An 18,246-nucleotide genomic window follows, 5' to 3' on the forward strand; every position below is an offset into this window, starting at 1 on the left:
CTTAAGGCTGCACCGTGTTGTTGATCGCAATCGGCATGCCGTTGCGAAGCTTGACCTGACCGGCCGTAACCACGACCTGCCCCACCTTGAGCCCGCTCTTTATGGCCACGAGTCCATGACGTTCGCGGCCTACCGCCACGACCTGTTGGCGGGCGATGAGATGGGGGTGGCCCTTGATGGTCCCATGCCGCACCACATAGACCGTATCGCCGTAAGTGTTGTAGGTGAGCGCCTCGGCCGGGACAACCATGACCTTGCGGACATGCCGACCCAGGAGACGCACGCGCCCGAACATGCCAGGACGCAATACCGCCGCCGGATTGGGCACGGTCGCCTGCACGAGGATGTTGCGCGTGACGGGGTTCACGGTCGCATCAATAGCATGCACGTGTCCGATGAAGTGGCGATGCGGAAACGCGTCCACGCGCAACTGGATCGTCTGCCCGACATGCACCCTCGGGACCTCGACCTGCGGGAGCGTGAAGTTGGCATAGAGCGTGCGATAGGACTGGAGGTCAACGATCGGCGCGCCCGGCGCGAGATACTGGCCCAGATTCACCTGACGGACCCCGAGGACGCCGCTAAAGGGTGCGCGCAGGGCGAGCTCGTGGATCGCCGCCAGATCGCCCGCGACATGGGCGGTGGCGCCATGGAAACTCGCGATCGCGCTATCGAGCTGCGCGCGGCTCGCCGCCTTCTCCTTATAAAGCGTGCGCGTGCGCCGCAGATTGGCGGCCGCTAGGCGCGCCTGCGCCCGATCAAAGGCGAGTTGCGCCAGTTGTGGCTGATCGTTGACCTGCACGAGCAGTGCGCCGGCGCGTACCGGGGCCCCCGAATGGAAGTCTATGGCGGTCACAACCCCGGGCAGCTGGGCGGTCACGGTCACACCCTCGATAGCGGTGAGACTACCCACGCTGCGGATATGATCGCGCCACGCCGCGCGCACCACGCGTGCCGTCGATACCGTCACCACTGGCATACCGCGCGCGGCCATAAACTCATGGATCTTGTAATTGACGAACGCCTTCCAGCCGAAGATTCCCGCAAATACCAATGCGAGGATAAGGGCGACCAGAACCACGCGTTTTTTCATGGAGCATTCCTTTGGGGTGTAGCCGTCGTGACAGATGTAGCGGGGTGCCCGGGCGTGGCTTTGTTCGGCCGCGGCGCCAACGGGCTGCCGCCGAGCGCGGTATACAAAGCCACGGTGTCGAGATAGCGTTGGGCCTCGGCACGTACATAGGCGATGCGCGCTTGGCTATATAGGGCCTCGGTCGTCAGCAACGATAGCGAGTCGATGGCGCCGGCCCGATAGCTGTTCTTCGCGAGCCGCAGGGCCTCGCGCGAGGCGGCGTAGGCATCGCCTTCGGCGCGCAGGGCCTCGGCATCATGCTCCAGGGCGCGCAGGCTGCCGGCCACCTGCTGAAAGGCGCCGAGCACCGTTTGCTCATATGTGGCACGCGCGCCGGCATAGAGCTCCAGGGCCTCGCGCCGCTGGGCGCGCAACGTACCACCGTGAAAGAGCGGGGCCAGGAGGTTGGCGCCAAGGCCCCAGACGGTGCTCGCGGCGTTGAAGAAGTGTCCAACCGTGAGACTCTCCTGGCCGATGCTGCCGGTGATCTGCACGATGGGGTAGAACTGGGCGTCGGCAATGCCGACCTCGGCGTTGGCGTAACGCATCTGTTCGGTTGCGGCGCGTATGTCGGGGCGCTCGCGCGCCAGCACCGATGGCAGGCTTACGGGCAGGTTTCGCGGCAAGTGGAGGCTCGACAGCCGCAGATGGATGGGCCGCCACTGCGCCGGGAAGCGACCGATAAGGGTCGCCAACTCATAGCGCGCCAGGGCCAGTTTTTGCAAGAGTGCGGGCAAGGCGGCCTTGTTGGTTGCCAGCTGGCTTTCCTGATTGACCACCGAGAGATAGGACACAGCGCCGGTGCGATACTGTAGCTGGGTCAGTGACAACAGCTCGGTCTCGCGCGCGATGATCCGGCGCGTGGCACGGATCTGCGCGCGGTAGCTCGCCGCCTGCACGGCGGTCGTCGCGACATTGCCGATCAAGGAAAGCTGGGCGGCGAGCAGCTGGTCGCGCGCGAATAGCGCCTGCGCGTGGGCTGAATTATAAACGAGCCGGTTGGCCCCGAAGACATCCGGGTAATAACTCACCGACAATCCACCGGTATAAAGCGAATAGACGCCGGGAAAGTGGCCGCCGGTTGAGCCGCTGCTCGGCGCCTTCTCGCGCAATGCGCCGAGATTGGCATTGATCTGCGGATAGAAGATGCCGGCGTCCGCGGCCACCACCGCGCGTGCCTCCATAAGCCGCGCGCGATCCGCGGCCAGCGTACGGTTATTCTTTAGCGCCGCGGCTATGAGGGTATCGAGCGGCCGTGAGCGGAATGCCCGCCACCAACGTACGCGCGGTGATACACCGTAATGGAAGTGTTGCGATGCGCCGGCGGGGCCATGGGTTCCGGTAAGTGTGGTGGGCCCCGGCCTATGCGTGTAGCGGCTGACCGGAGGTGCACCCGGGGCCTTGTAGCGCGGCCCGATGGCGCATCCGCTCAAGGCCGCAAGCAAGACGACAACGACGGGTCCGGCCGGGACCCCCTGGCAACGCCGCCGATCAGATATCATAATGAACCATCAGTCCTTCGAGAGCCGCGTGTTCCAAGGTATCCCGTTCCGGCAAGGGCCGGAGTGGCCACAGCTAATGGGCTTATTATTAGCAAGCTAAATAGCTTACCCGGGGGTCTCGGACAAACGCAAGCCCCAGCGCGTACCCTACCGCAAAATACCCGCAGCGGGCACCTCGCGTTCACCTTCTTTCACAAAACCACACACTACCGGCCTGTTTCCATACTTTGGAGCCGGTTCTGGTATGGCAATCACGCGTCGACATCCGGGACAATAGCGGCTCACCATGGACTGGAGGATATCCGCAATGAAACTCTATTTTGCCCCGGGCGCCTGCTCTCTCGCGGCGCATATCGTGATCGAAGAGGCGGGCGTGCCGCATACCCTCGAGCGCGTCGACTTGGCGAGCCACAAGACCGAGCACGGCGAGGATTACACAAAGATCAACCCGAAAGGCTATGTCCCCGCGCTCGCGCTCGACGATGGCACACTGCTCACGGAGGTGGGGGTAGTGCTGCAGTACCTGAGCGATCAGCGCAAGGAACGGCGCCTGATGGCGGAGCCCGGCAGCCTCGAACGCTACCGGCAGATGGAATGGCTGTCTTTCATTTCAACCGAGCTACACAAGCAGTTCTCGCCGTTCTTCCGGCCGGAGACGCCGGAGGTCGTAAAGCAGCAGCAGTTAAAGCTGCTCGGCCGCCGGTTTGATTATATCTCTGAGACCCTTGGGCAGCGCCCCTACCTCGCGGGCGCGGAGTTCACGGCACCCGATGCCTACCTCTTCACGGTGCTCGGCTGGACCGACTACTTGAAGATCGACACGAGCCCCTGGCCGCGCCTCGGTGAATACCGCGCGCGCATCGCGGCACGCGCGGCGGTGCAAAAGACCCTAAAGAGCGAAGGCCTCGTGAAATAATAACCCCTACCGCCCAGGGTCATGACCCTGGGCGGCCCGCCGCGCCCGGTCCCTTTCCCAAAAAGACGCGTGGGCCTATGATCAGCGGGAATCCTTGGGAGGACGGGGTATGGCCGGGCCGGTCTTGAAGAAAACGCTCGTCCGCGACGAGAGTTTCGCGGGTGTTACTTACCATATCGAAGGCGACATCGTCCCGGTGCTGGAGGTAGTCCTCGCGGCCACTCCGGTCTTTTTCGAGCACCACATCCTTCTCTGGAAGAGCCCGTCGACACGCATCGGAGTCAAGGCCGTCAAGGGACTCTTGCGCCGGGCCATCAGCGGCATGCCCATCCTGCTCGCCTCGGCAACGGGTCCCGGAACCATCGCCTTCAGTCGCGACGGCGCGGGCCAGATCGTGCCCATCCATCTGGCGCCGGGCCAGGCCATCGATGTACGCGAGCACCAGTATCTGGCGGCCACCGACCAGGTGTCCTACTCCGTGACGCGCATCAAGGGCATCATGAACTGGGTGTTCGGGGGCAATACCCTGATCGTAGACCAGTTCCGGGCCGAGGCCGCGCCCGGCATCGTCTGGCTGCACGGTTTCGGTAATGTCTTCGAGGTGACCCTGGGGGCCGAGGAATCGATTGACCTCGAGCCCGGAGGCTGGCTCTACAAAGACCCGACGGTCGCCATAAAGACCGTCACCCAAAGCCTGAGCTCCGGGCTTTTCGGGAGCGCCGCCTCCTTCTTCTGGAATCGCTTCACAGGTCCCGGGCGCGTGGGCATCCAATCCATGTACGTGCCGACGCTCGCCGTCGAGACCTAAACCGCGCGTGCCCAAGGATCTGCCGCGCACGCTTGCGCTCGCCGTCACGGCGCTGTTCCTGCTGTACCCGCTGTGGGGCCTCGCGTCGCCTGTCGGCCGCTGGCAGTGGGCGGCCGCCGACGCCTCGTCGGCGCTTACCACATCCTTCGCCCTGACGGGGGTGGCGCTCATCATCGTCGTCGCGATCGGCACCCCGCTTGCCTTTTCGCTGCGCGGGGCGACGCGCGGCGTGCGTATCGCCTTCGAGGCCGTGGTGCTCCTGTCGGTCCTGATGCCGCCGCTCGCCCTGGGGCTTTTGCTGGCACTCGCCTTCGGCCCAGGCACAGCCTTGGGCGGCCTGCTGCTGCGCCTTGGGATCCCGACCAGCAACGATCCGGCGGCCTTTGTCGTCACGCAGATCTATGCCAGCCTCGGCTACTATCTGCTCGGCGCCGCCGCCGCCTTCGAGGCCGTGCCGCGCGAACTCGAACGGAGCGCGGCCCTGCTCGGCTTGAGGCCCCGCGAGGTCCTGTGGCGCGTTACCTTGCCGCTCGCCCGTCTCGGCCTGGCGGCGGCCGTGAGCCTCGCCTGGGTGCGTGCCCTCGGCGAGTTCGGGGCGATCATGGTGACGGCCTACTACCCGCACGGCATACCGGTGCAACTGTGGGTGGACCTCCAAGACAGCGGGCTGCCCGCGGTCCTGCCCTTGCTGCTCATATTCCTGCTATCGGCGTTGCCCCTGCCCTGGGCGCTACGCATCCTGGCGCGGAGCCGCGGTCATGCTTGAGTGTCGCATTCACAAGGCGCGACGCGCCTATGACGTGATCGTGGAATTCGTCGCGGATAGCGAACGGCTGGCGCTGTTTGGGCCCTCGGGCAGCGGCAAGAGCACGGTCCTCTCCTGTCTCGCCGGCCTGGAGACACCGGATGCCGGGCATATCCGCTGTGACGCGCAGACCTGGTTTTCGCCGCCGCTTGCGCTGCACCTGCGCTCGGTCGGCTATCTGAGCCAGCGCGAGGCCTTGTTCCCGCACCTGTCGGTCGCCGAAAATGTGCAGTTTTCCCTGGATGCCGCGGCGCGCGCCCATGAACGGGCGTGGATCGACGAGATCCGCGAACGGCTAAATCTCACGCCGTTATGGCACGCGCGGCCCCATCACCTCTCGGGGGGCAGGCACGACGGGTGGCGCTCGCGCGCACGCTCTGTCGGCGCCCCCGCCTCGTGCTGCTAGACGAGCCCTTCGCAGGCCTCGATCGCCCTCTGGTGCGCGAGCTCGCCGCGATCCTGAAGGAGTGGCAGGAACGGCTGCGCTTTACCTTGCTGGCAGTGGATCATGACCCGCTGATCCTGGAAGGACTCTGCCCGCGGGTCATCGCCTTGGAGGAGGGGCGCGTGGTGCAGCGCGGAGACTGGTCGGAACTGGCCCGCGCCCCGGCCACACCGACGCTGCGCGCCCTGCTCGACGTCAGTCCCTAAAGGGCCATGTACCCGGCTTGGCGTCGGCTTGCGCCGCCCATTGGGCGCGTGTAACTTGACGAGGCGCGGACCTGCCCACCGTAGTGGGAGTGCGCCTCAACTCTGTCTTTTGGACGTCCCTGCCCATGACCGACTTTGTACCGCTTACGATCGCTGTCCTCACCGTTTCCGATAGCCGTACCCTGGAGACCGACACCTCCGGACAGGCGCTGATAGAGCACCTCACAGGCGCCGGCCACCTATTGGGTGAGCGGGCGCTCGTACGCGACGATCGCTACGTCCTGCGCGCGGTGGTCTCGCGCTGGATCGCCGACCCGAAGATCCAAGTCGTCATTTCGACGGGCGGCACGGGGTTGACCGGCCGTGACAGCACGCCGGAGGCCATAAAGCCGCTCTTTGACAAGGACATCGAAGGTTTCGGGGAACTGTTCCGGGCGGTCTCCTACGACGAGATCGGTACATCCACCCTGCAATCGCGCGCGCTTGCCGGTCTCGCCAATGGCACCGTGATCTTCTGCCTGCCAGGCTCCACCGGCGCCTGCCGCACGGCCTGGACCAAGATCCTGGAACCGCAGCTCGATCGGCGCCACAGGCCCTGCAACTTCGTCGAGCTCCTGCCGCGCTTCCAGGAATCGGCATCGTGAAGGGTGAGTCGGCACCGCTTTTGACGGCGGAGGAGGTGTGGGCGCGGATGCACGCGGCCGCGGTCGCCGTTGCCGGGGGCGAGCGGATCGCCCTGGACGAGGCCCTCTCGCGGGTGCTCGCCGAGGATCTGCGCGCGCCGATCACGGTACCGGGCTTCGATAACAGCGCGATGGATGGTTATGCCTTTCGTGCCGAGGATGCGCGCGATCGTCGCGAACTCCCCATAAGCCTGCGGGTCGCGGCCGGTGATCCGCTGGGACAGCTGTCGGCCGGCACGGCATGCCGGATATTTACCGGGGCGCCTGTGCCGGTCGGGGCCGATACGGTCGTCATCCAGGAACGTTGCGAGCGTCGCGGCGACATCCTGGTGCTCCCGGAACAGTGGACGGCGCACGCCAATATTCGTCGGGCCGGCGAGGATATCCGCGCGGGCGATATGATCCTGCGGGGAGGCCAACGACTTACCCCTCAGGCGGTGGGCCTGGCCGCCTCCTGCGGGTTTGCCGAGGTCGTCGTGCGCCGGCGGCTACGGGTGGTGGTGCTGTCCACGGGCGACGAGCTGCGCACGGCCGGCTCAGGCCCACTCAACCACGGCCAGATCTATGACAGCAACCGGCCGATGCTCCGCGCCCTACTGGCGCGCCTCGGGTGCGAGACACGAAGCGCGGGACCGCTCGGCGACGATCTCACCACGACCCGCCAGGCGCTGCGTGCGGCGGCCGAGACTGCCGATGTCATCGTCACGACCGGCGGCGTTTCGGTGGGCGAGGAGGATCACGTCAAGGGCGCCCTTGAGGCCGAGGGCACGCTCGCGCTCTGGCGGGTGGCGATCAAACCGGGCAAGCCGCTTGCCTTCGGGCATATTGGCGAGGCCCATTTCCTCGGACTGCCCGGGAACCCGGTATCGGCCTTCGTGACCTTTCTGCTATTCGTGGGGCCGTTCCTGAAGGCCCTCATGGGCGAGGCGCCGACACCCTTGCGCGCATTCCCGGTACGGGCCGCGTTTGGGCGCGCCAAACCGGATAATCGCCGCGAGTTCGTGCGCGCACGCCTTACGACGCGCGCCGACGGGACCCTATGGGCCGAGGCCTACCCGCACCAGAGCTCGGGGGTCCTATCCTCGACGGTCTGGGCCGACGGGCTCGTCGACATCGCCGCGGGGCGCACGGTGGCCGAGGGTGACGACGTACCCTTCCTCCCCTTCGAGGGCCTCGCATCCTGACGCCGTGGGCCGATGTTCCGGAGACCCACCGTGAAAGCGTGCCCGGATTCGCGTGGGTGTATCGCTCGAGGGCAGGCGCGACCAGGGAGGGCAACACCGGGCTTGGTGGCGGCCTTCTTTCGGACATCGAGGCAGGAAACATTGGACGATATCGCGGCGCAACGCGGGAGTCCTGCCCCACAATCGAGGAGCGATCATGGCCCGCCACGTATCCATCCCCCCTACGCCGAACATGAGGAGCGCATCGCGCCCCGGACACTCCGAGAGCCGGCGCGCGGCGCCGGTCCCTCAGCACAAATCCGCCGGCTCATTACAGTTGATCGCCTCGGCCTCACGGAGATCGAACCATGTCGTTGGCGCCCCCATGAACCACCCCTGCACGCGTCGGCCACCGCCCCCCCAATAAGACTCCAGGCGCGCACCTAGGGAGGCATCCGCAAGGCATACGAGGGGCTCGGGGCCACGGGAACTCCGGGCTACAACAATCCCCCCGGGGACACGCCGGTCCCATAGGCGCGCGACGAGGTCAGCGGGCAGACAGGGGGTATCCACGGGCACCGACAGCACCCAGGGATGGGATGCCTGGCGGAAGGCTGCGCGAAGGCCCGCGAGCGGACCCTGATAATCGTCGCGCTCATCGACCACCACTTCGTAGCCCAAGGCGCGGTACCGTGCGAGCGAGCGGTTGGCGCTGATAAGGACCTGCGGCAGGCCCGCAAGGCGCCGCAGGGCATTGAGAATCAGCGGTTCGCCCCTCCACATCACAAACCCCTTATCCTGACCACCCATGCGCCGGCCGGCCCCGCCCGCAAGCACAACCCCCGTTACCGGCAAAACGCCCCCACTCATCTGACCTCCCGACGCTTCATACCCGCCCCATCCGTATTCAGGCCGGGGCCGGCGTGATCGGTGGGGGTAAGCCCATCGTACAAGGCCTGACGGGGTGAACGCGACCGGCCTTGCGCGGCACGCCTCCAGGGACCCGTATGGCGGCAATGGCGGCCGCGGACTTGCACGCCGCCATGGTCGCCGGCCTTAGCACAGACATCATCCTCCTCGGTATGCGGCCCGCGAACCCACGGGGCGTAAGCCTACTCGATGGTACCCTCCCCCTTCCCGGCCGCGAAGATTCCTCCAGGACACCATGAGCGGGGATCGACGCAAGCCCTGCGGGCTAGAAGCCGGTCCTTCATGTGGCAAGCCGCCCGGACTCTTTCGGGCCTTGGTCGAGACAAGCCACCCGAGAGGACTCAACCCGCATCCGTAGAGATTGTATGCGTCTAAAGCCACCCATGCCGCCGTAGCCGACTACGACCGACTGCGCGTCCCGTTGATGGGCCGGGGCTCGGAAAAACGCTTATGGGGCCAGGTCGGGGGTTTCCCGCAAACATCACAGAGACAGACGAGGGATCGACGTCGTTGAGTTCAGGCCACGTGCGGCATAAGGCGGTCTCAACTCCGGTATAGCTAGCGGCCGCGCGCTCGCCCCTGGCGTCATGGCCGGCGACAACGCAATTTCGCCGTGTGCCGTTTAGGTAGCCGACTCGATAAACGGCGGGGTCAAAAGACCGCTCGACCCCAAAGTCCGCCCCATGACCCCCGCCGAACGACCGCGCCGAAAAAAGAGGGCCCTTCCGGCTTTCGTACGGGTAGGCGGACGAACAGTCATGGCGCACACCCCAAAGGATCAAGATCAAGCCCCCCGCATTGGAAAAGAATGGCGATGCGATATTGGGTGAAGCGGCGATAGTCCAGGGCCTTAGCTTTGATGAGCTGCATTCATCCCATTGGTGCCTTCGGCGACCGCGTGGGTGGGCGGGGCTTCGTATAGGCCAGGCGTCGCGCCATATGGCGCTCAGCATCTTGGCGGCAGTCACGACCGCAGGCAGGCGCCATGGATGGCCCGGAAGTCCCAGCGGTCAAAGAACTTGCGGGCGCAGCCAACATAATGATAGTTCCCGATTTATGGCAACGCCCCTTGATCGCCCAGGCGCCCCGCCCCCAGCGAGTCGCCTTGATTGATGGCAAGTCTCCTGTTGGCGCTCGCCCCCTCCCTGGGGTTCTTAAGGCAAAGATATTTCATTTTCGCGAACGTCTCCCGGCCTTAGGTTTTGAGATCGCGGCTGGCGCCGGCGCCCAAGATCGATTTCTTTGCAGGAAATCGTCCATGTTACACTCGCCCGAAACCCGTGGGTTTATTTGACGCCCAAAATACGTCACCATATAACAGGGGCGCTCGATGACTGAAATGCTCTCTAGGAGGCGGCGACACTCTCAAACACAGGAAACAAAGACCAGATTGCTGTGCGGCAAGACACCCTCGCAACATGCCTAGCGCGAATACATGACATATAACCATTCTCTTAACCATTCTCTGAACAGGACCTGCGTGAAAAGCCTCGCGGCCTGCCAGTCCCATATTACGCCGCCTGAAGCATGTTGCTGACGCATCGCCCTCTTGAGGACAAAGACGTTCCAATCGTTTGCGGTCTTGCGCAAAGTGAAGACGAGCTCTTTTTCATGTTCCCAAAGGCGGAATTCCCATTGTCCTCTTCGCAATTGCGGGATGCCGTAGCGCAGCGTTCGGACTCAACGGTAGTGGAGCTTGGTGGTGAAGTCATAGCCTTTGCCAATTTCTATCACTGGGAATTTGGCGGTCGTTGCTCCATTGGCAATGTTATCGTTTCCCTGGCGGCCCGCAGGCACGGGGTGGGCCGCTACCTCATCGACCAGATGATTGGTCTCGCTATTTCAAGGCATCGGGCCTCCGAGGTAACGGTGTCTTGCTTCAATCACAACGTTGCCGGCCTGCTGCTTTACCATAAATTGCGCTTTCAGCCTTATGCGATGGAAGAACGACAAGACAAGAAAGGAGATCGGACGGTGCTTATTCATCTGCGACTTCCAATAAATGCAACCTAAAATTACTGTCGAACGCGACGTCTCAAAGCACAGCGCGCCATTTAGCGTGACGTTAAGGATACATCAGATATTGTCCGCCGATGCGCTAGGACGCCGAACCTGAAGAGGTTGACGCAACATATGCCATGGTTATATTTGTCGATAGCAATCGTGTCTGAGGTTGTGGCCACTTCGGCGCTCAAGGCGGCAAATGGCTTTACTTGCTGGGCACCATCGCTTCTTGTGGCGGTCGGATATGCGTCAGCGCTCTACTTTCTTTCGCTTGCCCTGCGCACTATTCCGCTTGGCGTGGCCTACGCAATCTGGTCCGGTGTCGGTGTTGCCTTGATTATCCTGGCGGGTTGGGTACTTTACCGTCAGCCTCTTGATGTGGCATCGTTCATCGGTATCGCGCTCATTGTCTCTGGCGTGATCGTGCTCCATATTTACTCCAAGGCTGCGGCACACTGAGCGGCGTACGTGAATGGGATGACACCGGGAAATGCGGCCATGATGGGAAGGCTGTTGCGGCACGTTCGCGCAGGGACAAAGCGTCTTGCGATAAATGATGCTCGCCTGATTAATGGGCCGGACGCTCTGGTTATTTCCAGCGCGGCCTTTCTCGAAAATGACCGCATTCCAGAGAAATATACCCAGTTTGGCGCAAACCTGTCGCCGCCTCTGGAATGGCGTAACCTGCCTATTGGGGCAAAGAGCATGGTAGTCATTATCGAAGACTAAGACGCGCCTCTCCCCATGCCATTCGTGCATGGCATCGCATACTATATCGCAGACGTGACGGTCAGTGCTCGCCTGCGGGAAGGCGACATTCCTACGGTGCCTGCCACCATGGACAATGGGTCGCGGCATGGCCTGAGTATAGGGAGAAATACATTGGGTCGGCCGGCCTACATGGGACCGAGCCCCATAGCGGGGCATGGGCCGCACCACTATGACTTCCAGGTATTTGCTTTGGATAGGCGCCTGTCATTATTTCCACGGACGCCAGGCCGCAGAGACATGATAAAGGCCATGACAGGCCATGTCCTAGCAAAGGGCTACTTGGTGGGAGTATACGAGAAATTGGAACAATTGTTCGTTTATGGAACCCCTGCTATCGTGGTTATGTCCGGCAACGGGGATGACGGTAAGGAGTTATATAGGCCATGATTAAATTGGTGATGTGCGTTAGGCGGCGTCCAGAAATGTCGCGGAAGGAATTTCAGGAATATTGGCGCACGCATCACGGGCCACTTTTCCAAAGGTTTGCGTCGGCTTACAAAGCCAGGCGGTATGTGCAAAGCCATACGATTGATACACCGCTTAACGAAGACGTGCGAAGGTCCCGCGGGATGTCGCAGGAATACGATGGGGTCGCGGAAATCTGGTGGGAGTCGGAAGAGGATTTTGTTGACGCAATTAGCTCTGCGGAGGGACAAAGGCCTCGTTCCGTCTTTCTCGATGATGAAGCGAAATTCATCGACTTTTCTCAATCCGCCGCGTTCTTTACGCAAGAGCATGTGCTCGTGAAGGAGAATGGCTAGGCTTTATTTCAGGGCGCCGTGTCGACCCTGCCGCCGAGGGGGTTCCTACCTTAATTTCGGAGCGGGCATGCACGCTTTGATAATGCGCCTCCTATTTGCCTCCAAGGGGGTGGGTGGTGTTTGCTCCGGTCTAGCATTTGCGAGTCAGGAGGCGTTTCGCATTCGTCGGCCGCGGGGTTTATTGGGTTCGGTAATTCCGGGCGCGCGGCGAGGAGCCCATTGGCGCCTCGCGGCAGACCGAGTGGCCAGTCCACGGCGCTAGTGCGGAATTCAAGGGCCGACCTCCGGGCCCACGAGCCGTGTCTGGCATATGGCGTCCGTGTCGCCACGGTGAGCCACCGGCGTTCAGTATGTGATTCCGTCTGGCAAGAATGAGAAGAACAGGCCCTAACGAGGCTTGTGGTTCAAAGCGCGGTTTCGTTCTCGTCTTGGGGCGCGAACCGGAAGGACCGGACCCTGGTCCTTGCCAGGGATGTACCCCGTCTTGGAACGGAACACGCCAACGCGCTATGCGGATAACACGGGCTTCTCGCTAAGGAGAGCGGCGATCTCGGGGCGACACGAGCCGCACTCAGTGCCGGCCCCGCAGCGCAAGCCCACGGCCGCGACAGTGAGCGCCCCGGCCTTGATCGATTGGCGGATGTCTTCCTCGGAAACCGCGCGGCACTGACAGACCAGGCGTCCGCGCGGTGCCCCCGCGGCGGCCGGGACCACAGGGGCGACGAGGTGGTGGCGCCATGCCCCGACATCGGCCCCTGCGAGCAAGAGATCCAAAAGCCAGGCCCCGGTGGTGTCGTCCCCCAAGAGGCAGACACCGCAGAGGCGATCGTTGCGTAGCAGGGCCTGCTTACTGACGCCGCGACTGTCCTGATAACCTACCACCTCGCCGTCATGGAGCGCGAACAGGGCGGCCAAGCGCCGCGCCCAATCCTCGCCAGGCCGTTCGGCGAAGGCTAGGCGCAGGACCAGGACCTCGCCTAACAGGGAATCATGGCGGGCAAGCGCCCCATACGACAGCTCCGGCAGGAGCGCGCGCGCCGCCTCCCACAACCCCGGCTCCACGCGCCGTATGACCAGCCCCGGCCAGGGAAGCGCGGCCTTGCGCACCGCCACGGCCGCATGTTTCAACTCCGGCTGGTTCGATACCGGGTCGCGCGCCGAGGCGTCGGTCAGCGTATTCGCCGCGCCACAAGCACTGAAGCGTGCGCCGAAATGCATGGGCAAAAAGACGGTCCCGGGGGGACCTCCTCATGCGTACGGGCACGCACCGTGGCCGCGCCGCGGCGACTCTCCACAGTCACGAGATCCCCGTCGCAGATGCCAAGGCCTGCGGCATCGCGCGGATGCACTGACAACAAGGCCTCGGGGGCGTGCGCGAAGAGTCCAGGGCTCAATCCCGTGCGGCTCATGGTGTGCCACTGATCGCGCAGACGCCCGGTAGTGAGATGCCAGGGATAGGTCGCGGACACCGATTCGGCCACCGGCTGGAAGCTCACGGCCGCGAGTCGTGCGCGGCCATTGGGGGTGGCGAAGACATGATCGGTATAGAGACGCGCCTGCCCGCCGCTCGCCCCTTGAGGGTAGGGCCATTGCTGCGGTCCAGCCTCGAGTCGTGACCAATCGAGTCCGGTGATATCGAGATCGCGCCCCGCGGTGCACGTCTTGTACTCGTCGAACACGTCACGATGGGTAGCGAAAGCAAACAGCCGGCGCGCGCGCCGGGCGTGGGTCTCACCCGCCACCTGCGCCACCGGCGTGGCATCGAGTGCCGATCCCAGGGCATGGGCGAAATCCCGAAAGATCTGCCAGTCCGGCAAGGCCTCCCCCGGGGGGTGAACCGCCTGACGCATGAGACTGATGCGGCGCTCGGAATTGGTCACCACGGCATCGCGTTCGGCGAAGCTTGCCGCCGGCAAGAGCAGATCGGCAAACGCGGCGGTCTCGGTCGGGTGGAAGGCCTCCTGCACCACGACGAACGACGCGGCGCGCAGCGCGGCCTCCACCAGCCGCGTCTCCGGGAGACTCACGACCGGGTTGGTGCAGGCGATCCACAAGGCCTTGATGTGCCCTTTCGCAAGCGCCGAGAAGAGCGGAACAGCCGTGAGTCCCGGCGTCGGATTGAGCGTCGGGATACCCCAAAGCGCCGCGATCTCGGCACGATGGGCATCGTTGGCGATCTCCCGATGCCCCGGGAGGAGTTGCGGCATACCGCCCACCTCGCGGCCACCCATGGCATTGGGCTGGCCTGTGAGGCTGAAAGGTCCAGCCCCCGGTCGCCCGATCTGGCCGGTCACTAGATGCAGGTTGATAAGCGCGCGGTTCTTGTCGGTGCCGTGGCTCGATTGATTGAGGCCCTGGCACCAGAGCGAGGTCGCGGCGCGCGCCCTCCCCCAGACGGCGGCGGCCTCCTCCAAGACCTCCACCGGGATACCGCAGAGGTCCGCCACCCGTCTCGGGGGATAGTCGTAGACGAGATCGCGCAAGGCCTCGAAGCCCTCGGTGTGCTCGCGGATGAAATGCCGGTCGACACGGCCGTCACGCAGGAGGATATGCACGATCCCATGGAAGAATGCGACATCGGTCCCGGGGCTTAGCGCCACGTGCAGGTCGCTGCCCGAGGCCGTGGCCGTGCGCCTGGGATCGACGGTGATGAGAAACGGTCCGGGCTTGCGGGCGCGCGCCGCCTCTATCCGACGAAACAGGACAGGGTGGGCAAACGCCGGGTTGGCACCAGCGACGAGGATCACGTCAGCGTGCTCCAAGTCCTCATAACAACCCGGCACCGAGTCCTGCCCGAGGCTCGCCTTATAACCGCTCACCGCCGACGCCATGCACAACCGCGAATTGGTATCGATGTGGTTGGTGCCGATCAGGCCCTTGGCGAGCTTGTTGACGACATAGTAATCCTCGGTACTGAGCTGTCCGGAAACATAGAAGCCGCAAGCCTCCGGGCCATGCTCGGCGATCACCGCCGCAAAGCGCGACGCAGCCTCGCCGAGGGCCGCGTCCCAGGACACGCGCTTAGGCGGGGCCCCGCGATGCGCGCGCCGCAGCGGGCTTGTCAGACGTTCCTTGTCTATGGTCGCGGCCAGTGCCCGCCCCTTCGTGCACAGTGCCCCGAAGTTGGCGGGATGGTGCGGGTCGCCGCGCACCGCGAACACATGCGCGTCGTCGTGCTCCAGGATCACGCCGCAGCCGGTGCCGCAATAGGGGCACACCGAGCGCGTCTCCCGGCGCCCGGCCTCGGGCGCGACCTGAATCATCATGGCAGGTCCCTCAATAGTGATAGGACACGAACACCCATGCCGCGCGCGTATTCACCGCATAGTGGTCAGCACGATAGTCCGCGTACTGCACGCCGGCGACGAGTCCGGGACGGAAGGGGTATATCGCCGACAGGTCCCATTCATGGCCGTAGCGTTCACTCGTGTGATAGGCCTGGAACCGGTAGTAGCGGGCCATGAGCTGGGTACCCAGTAGCTTTCCGCCGACTGTGACATAGGAACTGCGCAAGCCCGTCGGCGGGGTTACGAGAAACACCTCGGCCCAGCCGTTGAACAGGTGCTTGGTGGCAAGCGGCGTCTGAAATCCGTAGGTCCCGGCGCCATTGCTACCCATGGCCTCCTCATCGACACGCACGAACGCCGGCCCGATGCCAAGACCCCCGCCGGCATGATAATAGCTGGCGTGGATGAGTGCGCTGCCGCCCCCTGCCGGGGACTGATGGGCATAATCGGCGTCATAGAGGATGCGCAGGCCCGGGGTGATAGGTGCCTGGCCCGCGACCCGGATACCCGCGGTCTCGCTATTGCACACGGCGGGCCCGCCGGGGACATCACAGCCCGCCGCCCCAGGGATGACGGTGTGGGCGCGGTTTTCGTAGGTGTAGCTGTAGACCGATGCCACACTCTTGGGCGCGAACAGGTAACTTGCGTTCAACAAGGTCACGCGCGCCGGTATGAGTGCGTTCAGGATATCCTTGATGCGCCAGCTATAGGCCGCATACAAGGTGAGATGCCGGAGGCTGTGGTTCGCCAGGCTCACGGCATCGAAGGTCTGCATGTTTTGGCGGAAATCGACGTTGCCCACGAACCGTCCGTTGTTCAACACAATGATCTGGCGGCCGGCGCGCACCGTTGTGGCCGGCAGCCCCGAGTAGCTCAAATAGGCCTGATTCACGTTGGTCGCGGCGGCGTCTGGAATAACCGGGTACTGGGTCTTGTGATTCAAGAGGCTGTTGTAGTCGTTCACGAAGCTCGCGACATTGATAAGCTGCAGCAAGACACGCAGGTGCTCATAGCTTGCGGTCTCATAACCAAGCAGCGTGCGCAGGGTAAAGGCGTGCGCCTCCTTCTTCCCCGGTTGTTTTACGATCTCGTAACGAGGCCGCAAAGACAGATCGATGGTTCCGTGCGTCAAGGCATACCCCAGTCCGTGGGCCGATGCCGCCCCTGCGGTCGCGGCCAGCAGCGCCGCAACCACCATTCTCTGCGAATTCCGCATACTGCAACTTCCTCCCTTATGACATTATGTAAAGCGGTTTGGATGAACCCGAGCCGATCCTTCAGTCGCTCTCGATGGCCGCCCCCTTGGGGACCGGTGGGGTCCCGGTGTCGATTTCCTGGGTCGAAAGCGCCCAGCGCCGGCCACGGGCCTGGACAAGCAGTGTCGCCGCCATGGCCAGACCCGCGAACACCGCAAAGCCGCCGCGATAGCTCGCCGTGGCCTGTTTTACGATGCCGAGGACAACCGGAAGATAGAAGCCGCCGATGCCGCCGGCGGCGCCTATGAGGCCGGTCATGAGGCCACGGCGCTCCGGCCAACGCAGCGGGACCATTTGAAAGGTCGCGCCGTTGCCGACACCAAAACCAAGGTAAAGCGCGAACAGGGCGGCAATCCCGACCGCGGGCGCCGGCACGAAAAACGCGAATACGAGATCGACGAGCGCGATAGCGGAAAGGGCGTAACGCAGAACGCGTGGGCCGCCAGCATGGTCTGCCAGCAGGCCGCCCAGGGGGCGCACCGTGGCCCCGGTAAAGGCAAGCCCGGCCATAAGCAGGCCGGCGGTGACCTTGGGGATATGGTAGAGCGCGATCAGCAAGACGCTGACGTAAGCCGACATGCCCACGAAGCCGCCGAAGGTGATCGCGTAGATGAGAAAGAACGCCCAGGCATCGCCTTCACGGAACACCGCGCGCTGCACGGACGGCAGAAGCGTGACCATGAAGGCCATGCCAAAAACCGGTAACAACAACACCGCGGGATGACCGCTGACACCGAGCCATCCCTGGTGAACGACCATGACGAGTACCGCGAGAAAAACGAGACTTCCCCAAAACCCCATGAGCGCCCGGGGGACGGAGCCGGCCTTGGGCGCACGGTCATGGCCCCACACCCACAAGGCGAGCGCGGCGAGCGCCAAAAGCGGCAGTACCGCGGTCATGGCCGATTGCCAGCCATAATGGCGGGCAAGCGGCGGGAACAGGACACCATCCAGGACTGCGCCAATGTTACCGGCCGCGGCAAGCCCCAACACCAGGCCCTGCACCTTGGGCGGATAGCCGCTGCCGGCCATGGGCAAGGCCACCGCGAAACTCGCCCCACCCACCCCGAGCAACACGCCCAGGACCAGCAGGACGCCCAAGGTGGGGGCCACCGGCGCGAACAGCAAATACAGGGGCGTAAGCGCCGAGAGCATGATGCCCATGAGCGCGATCGTGCGTCCGTTGAGCGTCTGGTAGAGGTGCCCGAGCGGCACCCGCAGCAACGCGCCGCTTAGTACCGGCACCGCCACCAGGAATCCCATGGCGGCCGGGGCTAAGTGCAGGCGTGGCCCCATGTAAGGGGCCAGGGGTCCAAATAACAGCCACACCGTGAACCCGGTATCAAAATATAAAAAGCTCGCCACGAGCGACCGCCAGTCGCCGCTACGCAGGTGATCCCAAATCTTCGCCATTTCGGTCTCCGAAAGGATGTCGTCCCCGGGCTAAAGCAAGTTTCGTGCACAAGGGACAGGGCGCCTCCCTGATGCAAATTGGGGAAAAACTGCGGGTCGTGGCGGACCGGCGTGGTCGAGGACGGGGCAGCGTGCGTCCTTATGGTGCGTCAACGGCCATGCGG

15 protein-coding genes and 3 pseudogenes are annotated in these 18,246 nt (G+C 64.0%); 11 read left to right on the plus strand and 7 right to left on the minus strand.

Going from position 1 to position 18,246, the window contains the following annotated elements; translation table 11 throughout:
- Window position 1: 1 nt before the first annotated feature.
- Window positions 2-1,093: an efflux RND transporter periplasmic adaptor subunit gene (locus C4900_RS14800; protein ID WP_065971396.1), complete on the minus strand. Its 1,092-nt coding sequence runs from the start codon at window positions 1,091-1,093 to the stop codon at window positions 2-4.
- Entirely contained in the window at window positions 1,090-2,634 is a 1,545-nt protein-coding gene (locus tag C4900_RS14805) for an efflux transporter outer membrane subunit (protein WP_065971395.1), read from the minus strand. The genes C4900_RS14800 and C4900_RS14805 overlap by 4 nt, the downstream gene beginning before the upstream one ends.
- 307 nt (window positions 2,635-2,941) lie before the next feature.
- Here C4900_RS14805 and gstA point away from each other — a divergent pair, with 307 nt between their 5' ends.
- The 7 genes and pseudogenes from gstA (at window position 2,942) to C4900_RS14840 (ending at window position 7,681) form a co-directional block, all read left to right on the plus strand.
- The gene (gstA, locus tag C4900_RS14810) at window positions 2,942-3,550 is read left to right on the plus strand and encodes a glutathione transferase GstA (protein ID WP_065971394.1); all 609 of its coding nucleotides are present in this window, start codon (window positions 2,942-2,944) and stop codon (window positions 3,548-3,550) included.
- Between the two features lie 109 nt (window positions 3,551-3,659).
- Window positions 3,660-4,358 carry an AIM24 family protein gene (locus C4900_RS14815; protein ID WP_065971393.1) on the plus strand — a complete coding sequence of 233 codons (699 nt, stop codon included), beginning with the start codon at window positions 3,660-3,662 and terminating at the stop codon, window positions 4,356-4,358.
- A gap of 7 nt (window positions 4,359-4,365) precedes the next feature.
- A complete protein-coding gene (locus C4900_RS14820; RefSeq protein WP_065971392.1) occupies window positions 4,366-5,124 on the plus strand; it encodes an ABC transporter permease subunit in 759 nt (252 codons plus the stop codon).
- Window positions 5,117-5,523, plus strand: a pseudogene (locus C4900_RS14825) (ATP-binding cassette domain-containing protein); the annotation flags it as partial. The gene C4900_RS14820 and the pseudogene C4900_RS14825, both read left to right, overlap by 8 nt.
- A 36-nt stretch (window positions 5,524-5,559) precedes the next feature.
- Entirely contained in the window at window positions 5,560-5,814 is a 255-nt protein-coding gene (locus C4900_RS14830; protein WP_147267202.1) for an ATP-binding cassette domain-containing protein, read from the plus strand.
- A gap of 125 nt (window positions 5,815-5,939) precedes the next feature.
- Window positions 5,940-6,458, plus strand: coding sequence for a molybdenum cofactor biosynthesis protein B (gene moaB, locus C4900_RS14835; protein ID WP_065971390.1), 519 nt, complete (start codon window positions 5,940-5,942; stop codon window positions 6,456-6,458).
- The gene (locus tag C4900_RS14840; protein WP_170132563.1) at window positions 6,455-7,681 is read left to right on the plus strand and encodes a molybdopterin molybdotransferase MoeA; all 1,227 of its coding nucleotides are present in this window, start codon (window positions 6,455-6,457) and stop codon (window positions 7,679-7,681) included. The genes moaB and C4900_RS14840 overlap by 4 nt, the downstream gene beginning before the upstream one ends.
- A 288-nt stretch (window positions 7,682-7,969) precedes the next feature.
- On the opposite strand, the gene mobA is transcribed toward C4900_RS14840, so the two are convergent.
- Window positions 7,970-8,530 carry a molybdenum cofactor guanylyltransferase MobA gene (gene mobA, locus C4900_RS14845; RefSeq protein ID WP_114283365.1) on the minus strand — a complete coding sequence of 187 codons (561 nt, stop codon included), beginning with the start codon at window positions 8,528-8,530 and terminating at the stop codon, window positions 7,970-7,972.
- 1,587 nt (window positions 8,531-10,117) lie between these two features.
- Between mobA and C4900_RS14850 the strand changes: the two genes are divergently transcribed.
- The 4 genes and pseudogenes from C4900_RS14850 to C4900_RS14870 all read left to right on the plus strand — a co-directional run bounded on the left by C4900_RS14850 (window position 10,118) and on the right by C4900_RS14870 (window position 12,126).
- Window positions 10,118-10,603: a GNAT family N-acetyltransferase gene (locus tag C4900_RS14850; RefSeq protein WP_065971388.1), complete on the plus strand. Its 486-nt coding sequence runs from the start codon at window positions 10,118-10,120 to the stop codon at window positions 10,601-10,603.
- 120 nt (window positions 10,604-10,723) lie between these two features.
- Window positions 10,724-11,053, plus strand: a complete 330-nt coding sequence (locus tag C4900_RS14855) for a DMT family transporter (protein WP_065971387.1) — start codon at window positions 10,724-10,726, stop codon at window positions 11,051-11,053.
- Window positions 11,054-11,095: 42 nt separating this feature from the next.
- Window positions 11,096-11,752 (plus strand): annotated as a pseudogene (locus C4900_RS17025) (YbhB/YbcL family Raf kinase inhibitor-like protein).
- The gene (locus tag C4900_RS14870) at window positions 11,749-12,126 is read left to right on the plus strand and encodes an EthD domain-containing protein (protein ID WP_114283368.1); all 378 of its coding nucleotides are present in this window, start codon (window positions 11,749-11,751) and stop codon (window positions 12,124-12,126) included. Before C4900_RS17025 ends, C4900_RS14870 begins: the two are co-directional and overlap by 4 nt.
- A gap of 507 nt (window positions 12,127-12,633) precedes the next feature.
- Here the strand turns inward: C4900_RS14870 and C4900_RS16450 are convergent.
- The 4 genes and pseudogenes from C4900_RS16450 to C4900_RS14885 form a co-directional block, all read right to left on the minus strand.
- Complete coding sequence (locus tag C4900_RS16450; protein ID WP_411675237.1) at window positions 12,634-13,239, minus strand: (2Fe-2S)-binding protein; 606 nt, start codon at window positions 13,237-13,239, stop codon at window positions 12,634-12,636.
- Window positions 13,240-13,308: 69 nt separating this feature from the next.
- A pseudogene (locus C4900_RS14875) lies at window positions 13,309-15,392 on the minus strand (molybdopterin oxidoreductase family protein); the annotation flags it as partial.
- Between the two features lie 10 nt (window positions 15,393-15,402).
- Window positions 15,403-16,629: an alginate export family protein gene (locus C4900_RS14880; protein ID WP_114283369.1), complete on the minus strand. Its 1,227-nt coding sequence runs from the start codon at window positions 16,627-16,629 to the stop codon at window positions 15,403-15,405.
- A gap of 61 nt (window positions 16,630-16,690) precedes the next feature.
- Complete coding sequence (locus C4900_RS14885; RefSeq protein WP_114283370.1) at window positions 16,691-18,082, minus strand: MFS transporter; 1,392 nt, start codon at window positions 18,080-18,082, stop codon at window positions 16,691-16,693.
- Window positions 18,083-18,246 lie beyond the last annotated feature (164 nt).

Source organism: Acidiferrobacter thiooxydans, from assembly GCF_003333315.1.
Lineage (GTDB): Bacteria > Pseudomonadota > Gammaproteobacteria > Acidiferrobacterales > Acidiferrobacteraceae > Acidiferrobacter > Acidiferrobacter thiooxydans.